At 72.0% G+C, this 12,333-nt stretch carries 12 protein-coding genes; 7 read left to right on the top strand and 5 right to left on the bottom strand.

What is annotated here, in order from left to right; all coding sequences use genetic code 11:
* The first annotated feature begins 18 nt into the window (after positions 1-18).
* The 4 genes from C2L59_RS27860 (at position 19) to C2L59_RS27845 (ending at position 4,371) form a co-directional block, all read left to right on the top strand.
* Entirely contained in the window at positions 19-477 is a 459-nt protein-coding gene (locus tag C2L59_RS27860) for a helix-turn-helix domain-containing protein (RefSeq protein WP_199199278.1), read from the top strand.
* 234 nt (positions 478-711) lie between these two features.
* Positions 712-1,551 (top strand): PspA/IM30 family protein, encoded by an 840-nt coding sequence (locus tag C2L59_RS27855; RefSeq protein WP_103352482.1) that lies wholly within the window; start codon positions 712-714, stop codon positions 1,549-1,551.
* A 31-nt stretch (positions 1,552-1,582) separates the two neighbouring features.
* Positions 1,583-2,575, top strand: coding sequence for a hypothetical protein (locus tag C2L59_RS27850; protein WP_103352481.1), 993 nt, complete (start codon positions 1,583-1,585; stop codon positions 2,573-2,575).
* Positions 2,576-2,964: 389 nt separating this feature from the next.
* A complete protein-coding gene (locus C2L59_RS27845) occupies positions 2,965-4,371 on the top strand; it encodes an amidase family protein (RefSeq protein ID WP_103352480.1) in 1,407 nt (468 codons plus the stop codon).
* Here C2L59_RS27845 and C2L59_RS27840 read toward each other — a convergent pair.
* The 5 genes from C2L59_RS27840 to C2L59_RS27820 form a co-directional block, all read right to left on the bottom strand.
* Positions 4,343-5,380 carry a quinone-dependent dihydroorotate dehydrogenase gene (locus C2L59_RS27840; RefSeq protein ID WP_103352479.1) on the bottom strand — a complete coding sequence of 346 codons (1,038 nt, stop codon included), beginning with the start codon at positions 5,378-5,380 and terminating at the stop codon, positions 4,343-4,345. The genes C2L59_RS27845 and C2L59_RS27840 overlap by 29 nt on opposite strands.
* A 65-nt stretch (positions 5,381-5,445) precedes the next feature.
* Positions 5,446-6,006, bottom strand: a complete 561-nt coding sequence (locus C2L59_RS27835) for a GNAT family N-acetyltransferase (RefSeq protein WP_103352478.1) — start codon at positions 6,004-6,006, stop codon at positions 5,446-5,448.
* Positions 6,007-6,473: 467 nt separating this feature from the next.
* Complete coding sequence (add, locus tag C2L59_RS27830) at positions 6,474-7,520, bottom strand: adenosine deaminase (protein ID WP_103352477.1); 1,047 nt, start codon at positions 7,518-7,520, stop codon at positions 6,474-6,476.
* A gap of 125 nt (positions 7,521-7,645) precedes the next feature.
* Complete coding sequence (locus tag C2L59_RS27825) at positions 7,646-8,455, bottom strand: DNA-formamidopyrimidine glycosylase family protein (protein WP_103352476.1); 810 nt, start codon at positions 8,453-8,455, stop codon at positions 7,646-7,648.
* A gap of 3 nt (positions 8,456-8,458) precedes the next feature.
* A complete protein-coding gene (locus C2L59_RS27820) occupies positions 8,459-9,352 on the bottom strand; it encodes a ParA family protein (RefSeq protein WP_103352475.1) in 894 nt (297 codons plus the stop codon).
* Between the two features lie 106 nt (positions 9,353-9,458).
* Between C2L59_RS27820 and C2L59_RS27815 the strand changes: the two genes are divergently transcribed.
* From C2L59_RS27815 to C2L59_RS27805, 3 genes are all read left to right on the top strand, one after another.
* Positions 9,459-10,184, top strand: a complete 726-nt coding sequence (locus C2L59_RS27815; RefSeq protein WP_103352474.1) for a methyltransferase domain-containing protein — start codon at positions 9,459-9,461, stop codon at positions 10,182-10,184.
* Positions 10,185-10,290: 106 nt separating this feature from the next.
* Positions 10,291-11,517: a DNA polymerase IV gene (gene dinB / locus C2L59_RS27810; protein WP_103352473.1), complete on the top strand. Its 1,227-nt coding sequence runs from the start codon at positions 10,291-10,293 to the stop codon at positions 11,515-11,517.
* A gap of 251 nt (positions 11,518-11,768) precedes the next feature.
* A complete protein-coding gene (locus C2L59_RS27805) occupies positions 11,769-12,173 on the top strand; it encodes a DUF3040 domain-containing protein (protein WP_103352472.1) in 405 nt (134 codons plus the stop codon).
* Positions 12,174-12,333 lie beyond the last annotated feature (160 nt).

The following is a 12,333-nucleotide window of genomic DNA, read 5'->3' as shown; positions in this document are numbered from 1 at the left end:
TCGGAAGGGAGGCGCGTGATGACCGTGCTGTTGCGTGAGGCGATCGGTGATCGGCTCCGTCATGCCCGCACCAACCAGCGTCGTACGCTGCGCGACATCTCCCGCGCCGCCAGGGTCAGCCTCGGCTACCTCTCCGAGGTGGAGCGGGGCCAGAAGGAGGCGTCGAGCGAACTGCTCGCGTCCATCTGCCAGGCCCTGGACCTTCCGCTCGGCGAGCTGCTGCACAACGTGGCGGCGGACGTTTCGGCCCTCGACAACGTCGAGGTCGCACCGGTCGACGAGCGGATCGTGGACGGCGCGCCGCGGGAGAAGCGCGGCGCCGAGGCCTCGGCGGCCGGCATCGAAGGCGGTCGCCTGATGTCGGAGCTGATCGGCAACGACCTCGCCGACCTGCGGGTTTCCCCGGCGCCACGGATGAACACCACCCTGCGCACGACGATCGGCCAGCCCAAGCTGGCCTCGACGATCGCGGCGTAGGTCCAGCGCGAAACACGCCGACGGCCCCGGGCAACCCGCCCGGGGCCGTCGGCGTTTACCCGGGGGGTGATCAGGGGCGAACCCTGAAATCCCCCGGGGTCGCCTGGAACGGACGTGGCCGACCTGACACGATGGAACCCGACGCCGGGGTCGGTGCGTTGCTAGTGCAGGGGAGCGACGCCCCACCACCCCGAGTACCAAGGCCCGTGGGACGCAAGAAGGCAGGCGGAGGAGATGGCCAACCCGTTCGTGAAGTTCTGGAAGTACATGATGGCGGCGTTCTCGTCGAAGATCGACGAGCACGCCGACCCGAAGGTACAGATCCAGCAGGCCATCGAGGAGGCGCAGCGCAACCACCAGGCGCTGACGCAGCAGGCCGCCTCCGTGATCGGCAACCAGCGGCAGCTGGAGATGAAGCTCAACCGGCAGCTCGGCGAGGTCGAGAAACTGCAGGCCTCGACCCGGCAGGCGCTGGTCCTGGCCGACGAGGCGCGCGCCAAGGGTGACGAGCAGAAGGCCACCGAGTTCGAGAACGCCGCGGAGAGCTTCGCGACGCAGCTCGTCACGGCGGAGCAGAGCATCGAAGACCTGAAGACGCTGCACGACCAGTCGCTGCAGGCGGCGGCCCAGGCCAAGAAGGCCGTGGAGCGCAACTCGCAGATGCTGCAGCAGAAGCTGGCCGAGCGCACCAAGCTGCTCTCGCAGCTGGAGCAGGCGAAGATGCAGGAGCAGGTCTCCGCTTCGCTGAACCAGATGAGCCAGCTGGCCGCGCCGGGCAACACGCCGTCGCTGGAAGAGGTCCGCGACAAGATCGAGAAGCGCTACACCACGGCGCTCGGCTCGGCGGAGCTCGCGCAGAACTCGGTCCAGGGGCGCATGATGGAGGTTCAGGCCTCCACCACGCAGATGGCCGGCCAGTCGCGGCTGCAGCAGATCCGCGCGTCGATGCACGGTGACTCGGTCGCCCAGGTGACCGACGGCGGCGCGGCCCAGAAGCCGGCGAGCAGCTCGGCCGACATCCAGCGCGAGATCCAGGCGCGCGTGCAGGCCGAGCAGGGCAAGAACCCGGCCTGACCGGGCCGGACCGTTCCGAGGGGGCGCGCAGATGGGGCAGCAGGGCCGACGCCGCGACTTCAGTGAGCTGAGCGCGAAGCTGGAGAAGCACATCGAGAAGCTGCCCGACTACGCCGTGCGCGCCCAGGAAAAGCTCCAAAAGGTGCAGAAGTACTTCCCGCCGGCCGAGCAGGCCGGCGGGAAGGCGGCACCTCCGCGGCCCCGGCCGAACCCGCTGCAGCGGCCGCCGGTCCGGCGGCCCGACATGACGGCGTCGCTGTCTTCGATGGCGAACCAGGTCCCGGCGTTCGCCGAGGCCCGCGCGAAGTGGGACCGCTGGAACCACCCGGCCGCGAAGCTGGAACGCCGCAAGCGCCGCACGTCGAAGGCGATGACGCTGTGGATCATCCTGACGATCCTGTGCGCGGTCGTGACGGTGGCCGCCGCCGTCGGCTGGCTCAGCCCGACCAGCGCCGCGATGATGCCGCAGGCGATCACCGCGTTCGCGGGAGCCGTCATCTTCGGCACGTTCAGCGTCCGCTCCGGCCTGAAGCTGCGTGACCTCAAGCGCACCCCGATCCCGGCGGCCCCGGCCGGACCGCCGCCGTTGCCACCGGCCCGCTCGGCGGCCCGCGAGCCGATGGAACGGCTCGCCGAGTGCGAAGCCTCCCTGGGCGAGCTGCTGCGCCAGCTGTCGGTGCCGTCTTCGGTAGGAACACCGCCCGTTTCCGAGATCTCGGTCGCGGACGCCCGCCAGACGGCCACCGAAGCGGCGGCCGCGTTGCGCGGCCTTGCGGCCCGCATCCAGGCGATCGAGCGCGGCCGCGACTCCGCGCCCGCCCGCGAGCAGGCGGCCCTCGACGCGGCGGTCGGCAAGCTCCGCGAACAGCTCGACGACGGCCTCGAGGGCTACCGCGGCCTGGTCGCCGCGGCCGGCCACACGGTCGCCGCCTCCAGCGACGGCCTGGTCACCTCCAAGCAGGCCCTCACCGACGCCACCGACCGCCTCGCCGGCCTCGCCATGGCCCTCCGCGAACTCTCCTGACCCGTCCTCCAGGCACGCGAGTTCCGGCCTCAATCACGCCGGATCCGGCCTCGATCACGCCGGATCCGGCTTCGATCACGCGGATTCGGGGTTCGCTGGGCCATTCGGATCGCGAACTGGGCCGTTCGAGGGCGGCCAACCGGGGGAACCGGGTGTTCGTCACCGCGCGTGCGTGATCGTGCGTTTCACCCCGGCGTCGCGCCCTGTTCACCTCTTGGTGCCGAAACCCGCGCGTAATCGGAATCTGATGGCTACGGAAACGTCCGCCACCTAACGTTTCTGTCATGCATGAAGAGGTGTCACTCGCCGGGAGGCCCGCCGTGGACTGAGGTTCGCCGGCGCCGACCGTACACAGTGGACTTTCTCGACCGCCGAGGAAAGGACGCCCCGTGAACACGCTCCCGCCGGACCCGGATCCCGTGCCGACCACCCCGCCCACCTCGTCCCAGCGCGTCATCGCGGCTTTCGAACGCCTCACCGAAGCCGGCCGTCCCGAACTCTGGACCACCCTCCGCGCCGTCGAAGACGTCCTCGTCGACGCCAAGGCCGTCGACGAACGCGTCAAGGCGGGGGAGCACCTGCCGCTGGCCGGCACGGTCATCGCCGTCCAGGACCGGATCGACGTCGCGAAACTGCCGTCCGGCCACGGCGTCCCGGAAACCAGCGCGCCGGTCGTCGCGCGGCTCACCTCGGCCGGCGCCGTCGTGCTCGGCAAGACCGGCGCCGCCACGCTCTCCGCGGCCTGGGACCGCACCAAGGCGGGCGGCAACGGTGCCGCGGTCGCCGTCGCGCTTGGCGTCGTCGACCTGGCCCTGAGCACCGGCGGCGCGGTCCCGGCGGCCCTGAACGCCGTCGTCGCGGTGAAGCCGACGCGCGGCCTGCTGCCCGCCGCCGACACCGTCTCCGTGTACGCGAACGGCCTGGTCGCGGCCCACCGCGCCCTCACCCTGATGACCGGCGGCGACCGCTCCTGGCCCGCCGACGTCCGCCTCGGCGCCGGCGAGCACCCGCGGATCGCCTACGCCGCCGGCCTTCCGCTCGGCGAGGCGGCGAGCCTCGCGCTCGAGACCGTCGTCGCCCGGCTGACCGCGGCGGGCGCGGTGCTCACCCCGATCTCCGTACCCGAGCGGGGTTTCGACGGTTTCGACGCCCTCGTCGTGCCGACCGTGCCGGACCACCCGGAGATCGCCGAGGCGCTGGGCGACCCGGCCGGCGTGGGCCATCGGCTGGCCGCCTGCACCGCCTTCGCGAACCTCCTCGACGTGGCCACGGTGACCGTCCCGGTGCTGCCGGGCGACCGCCGCCCGTTCGGCGTCACCTTCCTGACGCGCGCGTTCGAGGACCAGATCGCCCTCGACCTGGCGTCCGTGTGCACGGACGAGCCGATGACGCCCTACCCGGAGCCGGGCGAGGACGTCGTCGTGTTCGGCGCCCACCTGCGCGGGCAGCCGCTCAACGCCGAGCTCACCGGGCTCGGCGGCCGCTTCACCGGACCGGTCCGGACCACCGAGGCCTACCGGATGGTCCTGCTGCCCACCGAGCCGCCGCAGCCGGGCGTGCTCCCGGGCGGCGCGAGCCTCGACGGCGAGCGCTGGCGCCTGTCCCCGGCCGCGTTCGAGCGGTTCGCCGCCGCGCTGAAGGAGCCGTTCGTGCTCGACCGCGTCGAGCTGGACGACGGCACCACCCCGCTGGCCGTCCGGTGCCTCGCGGCGGACGGACCCGGTCTGGACCGCTACGAGTCCTGGCGCGGCTACCTGCGCTTCGCGTCTACCGCCGGGCTGCGAGACCCCGGCTGACCCGGCGCACCAGACCCGGCCCGTGCAGCGCGAAGCCCGTGTAGAGCTGCACGAGTGACGCACCTGCGTCGACCAGCCGGATCGCGTCGTCCGGGCCCATAATCCCGCCGACGCCGATGATCGGCAAGTTCCCGCCGGTGTGGTCGTGCACGAACCGCACGACCTCCGCCGCGCGGGTGGTCAGCGGCCGGCCGGACAGCCCTCCCGCCTGTCCGGCCAGGCTGCTCTCCGCGGGCGCGACGCCGTCGCGGGCCAGTGTCGTGTTCGTGGCGACGATCCCGGCGACGCCGTGGTCGAGCGCGACCTCCAGCAGTTCGGCCAGCGCGTCGTCGGTCAGGTCGGGCGCGACCTTCACCAGCACCGGCGTCGGCGAGCCGCTCCCGGCCAGCTCGAGCGACGTCGAACGCAGCTCGCCGAGCAGCTCGGCGAGCGCGGTGCGGTCCTGCAGCTGCCGCAGCCCCGGCGTGTTCGGCGAGCTGACGTTGACCGCGAAGTAGTCGGCGTACGGGTGCAGGGCGCGCAGCGAGAACCGGTAGTCCTCGACGGCGTCTTCAAGGGGCGTCACCTTCGACTTGCCGATGCTGATCCCCAGCGGGACACCGGGTTTGCCGTCGCGGGCGAGCTTCGCCGCCAGGGTTTCCGCGCCGTCGTTGTTGAACCCCATGCGGTTGATCACCGCGTCGCTGGCGGGCAGGCTGAACAGCCGCGGCCGGGGGTTGCCCGGCTGCGCCAGCCGGGTCACCGTGCCGACCTCGACGAAACCGAAGCCCAGCGCGGCCCACGCGGGCAGCGCGCGGCCGTTCTTGTCCATCCCGGCGGCCAGGCCGACGCGGTTGGGGAAGCGCAGGCCCAGCACGGTGGCCGGGTCGTCGACGCGGAGGGCGCCGCCGAGCGCGGGTGCGGCCTTGCCGAGCCGGGCCAGGACGGCGATCGTGCGCTCGTGCACCAGCTCGGGGTCGTGGTAGGACAGCCGGTACAGCGCCGGGCGGACGATCTTGTCGAAGAACACGCCCCTATGCTGCCAAATCGCCCGCGCGCCGCGACCCGAGCGTCACTTTCACGTGAAAGTGACCACTAATCGCGGTCCTTCCACTCGTCCTCGAGCATCGCGTAGACGAGTTCGTCGGTCCACTCGCCCTTGACGATCTCGTTCTCCTTGAGGTGCGCCTCCTGGCGCATGCCGAGGCGTTCCATCAGCGCGGCCGAGGCGGTGTTCCGGCCGTCGCAGCGGCCGATGATGCGGTGCAGCCCCAGGTCCTCGAAGCCCAGCCGCAGCAGCTCGGTGGCCGCTTCCGCGGCCAGGCCCTTGCCGTGGTGGTCGGGGTGGAAGACGAACCCGATCTCGCCCTGCCGGTGTTCGCTGCTGAGCCACTCCAGGTTCAGGTCGCCGATCAGCTGCCCGGTTGCGGCCAGCTCGACCGCCACGGCCAGGAACTGCCCTTCCTTCGTCAACGTCGAGCTGTGCACCCGTTTGGCGAGCGCGGCGGCGGATTCCGCGCGGCTGCGCGGGCCCCAGTAGAGGTAGCGGGCGACGTCGGCGCGGGACTGGAAGGAGTTCAGCGCGTCGAGGTCGTCGGGCGTGAACGGGCGCAGGAGCAGGCGTTCCGTGGTGATCGGGTAGTCGGGCCTGAGCATGCGTCCAGGCTAGCGAGGTTCAGCCGTCCGGGGGACCGAACAGCGGAACGCTGATCGCCGGACGGTCGTCCGGCCACGCCCGGTGGTGACACCTGCACAAATGAACGCTGTAACGATCGTTACCGATCCGGCCACAGCCACGGCCGAACACTTTCGCAGCAACAGCTGCGTGCCGCTCGGAGGGCGGCCTGCTTTTGGCCAGATCGGTCATGAAGGGACCCCCGGGGCTGCTCTCAAGCGCCGTCAAACGCCTGAGCCCGAGCCGGACTGGTGCTCGGAAACCCCGGGGGCACGGTGACTGCCTGGTATTCGCTATCAGGCACCACGTGAAGCAGGCGATGAGCCGAAGGTGGCTCGGTTGTATCGCTGCTCAAAGTCCTCCACGTACCATCCGCTAGCGGACAGTCACCTCACGAGTCCTGTTGGAATACAACTTAGGACCACCTCCTTTCTCGTGTACTTCCACGCTAGGTGAAGTTCGCGGTGCTGTGCAACGTCATTTCTGTGATCTCGGTCCGTAGCCGCGCCTTCGCCGAAGGATCGAGGAACGACGCGTCGACGGCGTTCTGCGCGAGGCGGCCCAGCTCGGCGGCGGTCAGCCCGAGCGCCTCGGCGACGGCGACGTACTCACCGGTGAGCGTGGCGCCGAACATCGGCGGGTCGTCGGTGTTGAGCGTCACGACCACGCCGTGGTCGGGCATCCGCCGCACCGGGTGCGCGGCGATGTCCGGGACCTGACCGGTCCGCACGTTCGACGTCGGGCACACCTCGAGCGGGATCCGGTGCGCCGCAAAGTGTTCGAGCAGTGCGGGGTCGGCCGCGCAGCTGGTGCCGTGGCCGATCCGCTCGGCGCCGAGGTCGTGCAGCGCGGACCAGATCGTGGCCGGCCCGGTGGTCTCGCCGGCGTGCGGGACGCTGTGCAGCCCGGCTTCCCGCGCCCGCGTGAAGAACGGCTCGAACTGCGCGCGCCCGACGCCGGGTTCCGGGCCGCCGAGGCCGAACGACACCAGGCCCGCGGGCCGTTCGCGGAGCGCGAACACGAGCGTCTCCCGGCCGGCCCGCACCCCCTTCTCGCCGGGGATGTCGAAGCACCACGCCAGTTCCACGCCCAGTTCGGCGGCGCGCGCCCGCCCGGTTTCCAGCCCGGACAGCAGCTCGTCGCCGGGCACGCCGTCGAGCAGGTGGTTGTACGGCGTCACGGTGACTTCGGCGTAGCGGCAGTTCTGCGCGGCGAGGTCCGCCGCCAGGCCCGCGACGAGCGTAAGGACGTCGTGGCGGTCGCGCACGAGCGACGTGACCGCGAGGTAGACGGTGAGGAAGCGGGCGAAGCCGCGGAAGGTGAAGAACTCCGCGAGGGCGCGTTCGTCGGTGGGGACGCCGGCGGCGGGCCGCCGCCGGGCCAGCTCGAGAACGGCCGGCAGGCTCGCCGAGCCGACCAGGTGGACGTGCAGTTCGACCTTGGGCAGGGCGTGCGCGAACGCGCGCAGCGCCTGCCCGGTGGGGATTCCGGGCATGACTGAGCTCCCTGGACGTGCGGAAAGGGTGACGGGAAGGAGCGCGCGCGGCTCAGGGAGCGAGGTCGCCGCGTTCGGTGTCGGCCCCGTAGAGCGGGAGCTGGAACGTCGTCACGTGAGCCAGCTTACTGCTCCGGGTACGGGCCCGCCTGGTCCTTCGGGCAGAACCACGTCGGCCGCCGGTGGACGTCGTGGCCCTGGGTGCGGACCAGGAGCTTGCCACCGCAGCGGTAACAGCCCTGGCGCGTCCGCTCGTAGACCCAGTTCTTGCGGTTGCGGTCGAAGTGGCCGGTGGTGCTCTGGTCGAACCGCCCGGAGCGGGCGTTGGCCAGCAGCAGCTTGCGGGCGAGCGCGACCGTCTGCGCAGCGTCCACTTCGGACATCGGCGTCCACGGGGTCACGCCGAGCAGGAAGGCGATTTCGCACTTGTAGAGGTTGCCCACCCCCGCCATCAGGCGCTGGTCGAGCAGGGCGATGCCGAGCTCGCGGGCCGGGTCGGCGGCCAGGGCCGCCGCCGCGCGGGCCGCGTGCTCGTCCGTCCACTGTGGATCGAGCAGGTCCGGGCCGAGGTGGGCGACGAGGTCGCGTTCCTTTTCGGTGGCCACGAGCCGGAGGTCGTGTACGCGGAAGCCGATCACCTGGACGTCGGCCGCGGTCAGCACCACGCGGGCGTGGTGACCGGGCCGGCGCCACTTCCCGCCGGCCGGGTAGACGTCCCACATGCCGTCCATCATCAGGTGCGAATGCAGGGTCAGGCCGCCGGAGAAGCGGGTGAACAGGTGCTTGCCCACCGTCCCGACGCTGAGCACGTCGCGCCCAGCGAGGTCCACAGTGGCCAGTTGCGGTACGCGGAACTGCCCGCGCAGCAACGTCTTCCCCGCGATCGCCCGGTCGAACCGCCGGGCGACGAGGTAGACGGTGTCACCTTCGGGCACGGCTCACCCCGCGGATTCGGACACCTCGGCCGGTGCCTCGGGGGTTTCCGGTGCCGGGCCTTCGGGCCAGTCCGGGCCTTCGGGGTCCTCGCCGGCGACGCGGTGGCGCCCGGCCCGGTTGGACCGCAGGATCTTGGCCAGCACCATGTTGAACGTGAGCGCGATCTCCTGGGCGCCGGGCGAGTGCCACTCGTGGATCGGGCTGCACGCGCCCTGCGCCTGCTGCACGGCCAGCCGGTCGGTGATCGCCGTCGGCATCACCAGCGAGCCGAAGTTCTCGCGCAGCTCGCCGATCCGGAACTGGTGTTCGTAGGAACGCACGCGCAGTTTGTTCACCAGCACGCCGATCGGGCGCAGCCGCGGGTTGAGCTCCTTGCGGATCTTCTCGATCGCCTCCAGGGCCCGGGACGCGCCGGCCACGGCGTACATCGTCGGCTCGGTGACGATGAGCGCGCTGTCCGCGGCGACCAGGGCCGACTTCGTCAGCCGCCCCAGCGACGGCGGGCAGTCCAGGATCACCAGCTCGTACGGCGTCTCGTGCAACGGCTCCCGGTGCAGCTCGTCCAGGGCGCGGGAAAAGTTCGCCAGGCGCTCGCTGTCGGCATCGGGGTCGTTGAGCAGCTCCAGCTCTTCGGCGCCGACGAGGACGTCGACGTCTTCGCTCCAGACGCTCGGCGCGATCGCCCGCTCGAGCATCTCCCGGGTGGGGGTCTCGAGCACGTCCGCGAGGGTGGCGTCGGTGAACGGCGGGTCGAGCGAGGTGGTGGCGTTGCCCTGCGGGTCGAGGTCCACGACCAGGGTCCGGGTGCCCCTACGCAGGGCGGCGGACGCGACACCGAGAGCGACCGTCGTCTTGCCGACGCCTCCCTTGAGGCTGAGTACGGCGACCGTGTGCACGTTCTCCAGCCTACGGGTGCGGGCGGACGGCGCCGCCGGGCAAGGGGCGTTCACTCGAAGGGAGGAGCCCGGGAGACGGCGCGGGCCGGGCACTACCCTGTGCGACATGAAGACGGAGACCGTGGCCGCCCGGGGTTCGGGCGCCGTCCGCCGGGTGCTCGAGGCCGAGATCGAGGCCGCCCGCGCCCGGGGCGCCGAGCACCCCCGCGTCGTCGACGTGGGCGGCGGCAGCGGCGGCTGGGCGGTGCCGTTCGCGGCGGCGGGCTGCCGGGTGACGGTCGTCGAGCCGAGCCCGAACGCGCTGGCCACGCTGCAGCGCCGCGCCGAGGAGGAAGGCGTCGCCGAGCTGATCACGGTGGTCGCGGACGACTCCGACGCGCTCGGCAGGCACGTCGAGGCGGGGTCGGCGGACCTGGTGCTGGCGCACGGGCTGCTGGAGATCGTCGACGACCCGGCCGCGGTGCTCACCGCACTGGCCACGGCGGTCGCGCCGGGTGGCGCGGTGTCGGTGCTGGTGGCGAACCGGCACGCGGCGGTGCTGCACCGCGCGCTGGCGGGCCGCGTCGGCGAGGCCCAGCGGCTGCTCGAGAGCGCGGACGGGGTCGTCCCCGGTGACACGGTGCAGCGCCGGTTTTCCGCCGCCGGCCTGCGGACCGGCCTGGAGACTGCCGGCCTGGCGGTCACCCTGCTGCAGGGCGACCGGGTGATCTCGGACCTGGTGCCCGGCGACGTCCGCGAAGACGAGCTGGCCGCGTTCGAACGGGTGGCGGCGGGGTCGCCGGCGCTGCTGGACATCGCGGGCCGGCTGCACGCGGTCGCGCGGCTCGCCTGACCTCTTCCGGCGGGTTTCGGCCGTCGCGCCCGCCGGTGATCGAAAACTGTCGGTGGTGGCCGGTAGCGTCCCGGGAGTGGGACGAAATGCCGAGTTGCCGGGCGGGATGGGCCGGTTCCGGGTCCGGCCGGGCGAGCCGGTGCCGGACGACACCGGGTGCGGGCTGCTGCACGTCGACATGGACGCGTTCTTCGTGTCGGTCGAGCTGCGGACCCGGCCCGAGCTCGCGGACAAGCCGGTGGTCGTGTCCGGGGGCGGCCCGCGGGCCGTGGTGGCCGCGGCCAACTACCCGGCGCGCAAGTTCGGCGTGCGCTCGGCGATGCCGTTCTCGACGGCGAAGCGGCTGTGCCCGCACCTGATCAACATCCCGCCGACGTCGGGGCTGTACGGCTCGGTGTCCCGCGGGGTGATGGGGATCTTCCGCGAGCTGACGCCGCTGGTGGAGCCGCTGAGCCTGGACGAGGCGTTCCTGGACGTCAGCGGGGCGTTGCGGCGGCTGGGCGCGACGCCGGCTTCGCTGGGCGCGCAGCTGCGGGCGCGGGTCGAGGCCGAACACGGGATCACCTGTTCGGTGGGGGTGGCGAAGGTCAAGTTCGTCGCGAAGCTGGCGTCGGGGATGGCGAAGCCGGACGGCATGGTGGTGGTGCCGGCGGCGGAGACCCTGGCCTTCCTGCACCCGCTGCCGGTGTCGGCGCTGTGGGGCGTCGGGGAGCGGACCGAGGAGAATCTGCGGCGCCTGGGCCTGGACACGATCGCGGACGTGGCGGCGTTTCCGCCGGAGCGGCTGAAGAAGTCGCTGGGCGCGGCCCTCGGCGAGCACCTGTACCGGCTGGCGCACGGCTTCGACGAGCGCGCGGTGGTGATCGACGCGCCGGAGAAGTCGATCGGCGCGGAGCACACGTTCGACGTCGACCGCCACGACCGGGCTTCGCTGGGCCTGGAGCTGCTTCGGCTGTCGGAGCGGGTGGGGGCGACGTTGCGGGCGCGGGGCGTGCGCGGCCGGACGGTCTCGATCAAGGTTCGGTTCGCGGACTTCCGGACGATCACGAGGGCCCGCACGCTGGTCTCGGCGACGGACGTGGCGCGGGAGATCCACGAGGTGGCGGTGGCTTTGCTGGCTGAGCACGCGCCGACCGGCGCGGTGCGGTTGATCGGGGTCCGGGTCGAGGGGCTGGACACGGGGGAGGCGGGGGAGCAGCTGGTGTTCGAATCCCCGGCGCCGCGCTGGCGGGACGCGGAAGTGGCGGCGGACGTGGCGAGGTCGAAGTTCGGCTCCGCCGCGGTGCGGCCGGCGTCGCTGCTGACGCCCCGGGTGACTGATCACCGGCCGTGATCTTGCGTACGGTCGGCGTTCCCCCACACCACGCAGCACGCGGTAAAACGGTCACGACCGGCGACGGTGACGGTCCGCAACGCCCCGCGGGCCGGATTTAGCCCAATTCGATCCCTTCTGGATGCGGGATCGGGTAGTCGTGCGGGCGCGGGCCTCGTATCCTGGACAGTGCCACCCCGCCTGGGGTTGGCTGTTGGGTCCAGGACGTTGCGCGGCCCGGCGCCCGCGACAGCTGTGCCGGAGGAGGAAAGATGCCACTCTCCGAGCATGAGCAGCGGCTGCTCGATCAAATCGAGCGCGAGCTCTATGCCGAGGACCCCAAGTTCGCATCCACGGTGCGTGGCACCCGGTTGCGTCGCCCCGCTCGCCGACGGCGTATTCAGGGCATCGCCCTGTTCGTAGTGGGCGTGGCCCTGCTGGTGCTGGGCGTGGTGGTGCCGCAGTTCCGGGTGGCCGACATCCCGCTGATCAGCGTGCTCGGGTTCCTCGTGATGTTCTTCGGGGTCATGTTGGCCGTCACATCGATTCGGCACGGCGCCGAAGGAGACGGCAAGGGCGGTGGACCGGGGGCGCGCGGAGGCAAGCAGCCGGGCCGCCGGAGTTCCTTCACCCAGCGGATGGAGGAGCGCTTCCGCCAGCGCTTCGAGGAGCAGTAGCGCCGCAAGACCAGAGATCCGCGTCCCGCCGAACGGCGGGACGCGGATCTTCTTGTGTGCTGACCCACCCGTCCGGGCGCGGCGATGCTCGGGGTGACAGTGGGTGACCCCCACACGGGTGAGCGCGAGGTGGACGCGGGCCGGAGCTAGATTTCGCCTG

It is taken from the genome of Amycolatopsis sp. CA-128772 (assembly GCF_002904295.1).
Taxonomy (GTDB): Bacteria; Actinomycetota; Actinomycetes; order Mycobacteriales; family Pseudonocardiaceae; genus Amycolatopsis.
The sequence above is the reverse complement of the archived record's forward strand: the minus strand, read 5'-3'. Positions and strand labels throughout refer to the sequence as shown.

Excerpts from the sequence above, each read along its gene's own strand:
- C2L59_RS27860 (WP_199199278.1), top strand. The coding sequence starts at position 19 with ATGACCGTGCTGTTGCGTGAGGCGATCGGTGATCGGCTCCGTCATGCC.
- C2L59_RS27855 (WP_103352482.1), top strand. The coding sequence starts at position 712 with ATGGCCAACCCGTTCGTGAAGTTCTGGAAGTACATGATGGCGGCGTTC.
- C2L59_RS27850 (WP_103352481.1), top strand. The coding sequence starts at position 1,583 with ATGGGGCAGCAGGGCCGACGCCGCGACTTCAGTGAGCTGAGCGCGAAG.
- C2L59_RS27835 (WP_103352478.1), bottom strand. The coding sequence starts at position 6,006 with ATGCTCAGGCCCGACTACCCGATCACCACGGAACGCCTGCTCCTGCGC.
- add (WP_103352477.1), bottom strand. The coding sequence starts at position 7,520 with ATGCCCGGAATCCCCACCGGGCAGGCGCTGCGCGCGTTCGCGCACGCC.
- C2L59_RS27815 (WP_103352474.1), top strand. The coding sequence starts at position 9,459 with ATGAAGACGGAGACCGTGGCCGCCCGGGGTTCGGGCGCCGTCCGCCGG.
- dinB (WP_103352473.1), top strand. The coding sequence starts at position 10,291 with ATGGGCCGGTTCCGGGTCCGGCCGGGCGAGCCGGTGCCGGACGACACC.
- C2L59_RS27805 (WP_103352472.1), top strand. The coding sequence starts at position 11,769 with ATGCCACTCTCCGAGCATGAGCAGCGGCTGCTCGATCAAATCGAGCGC.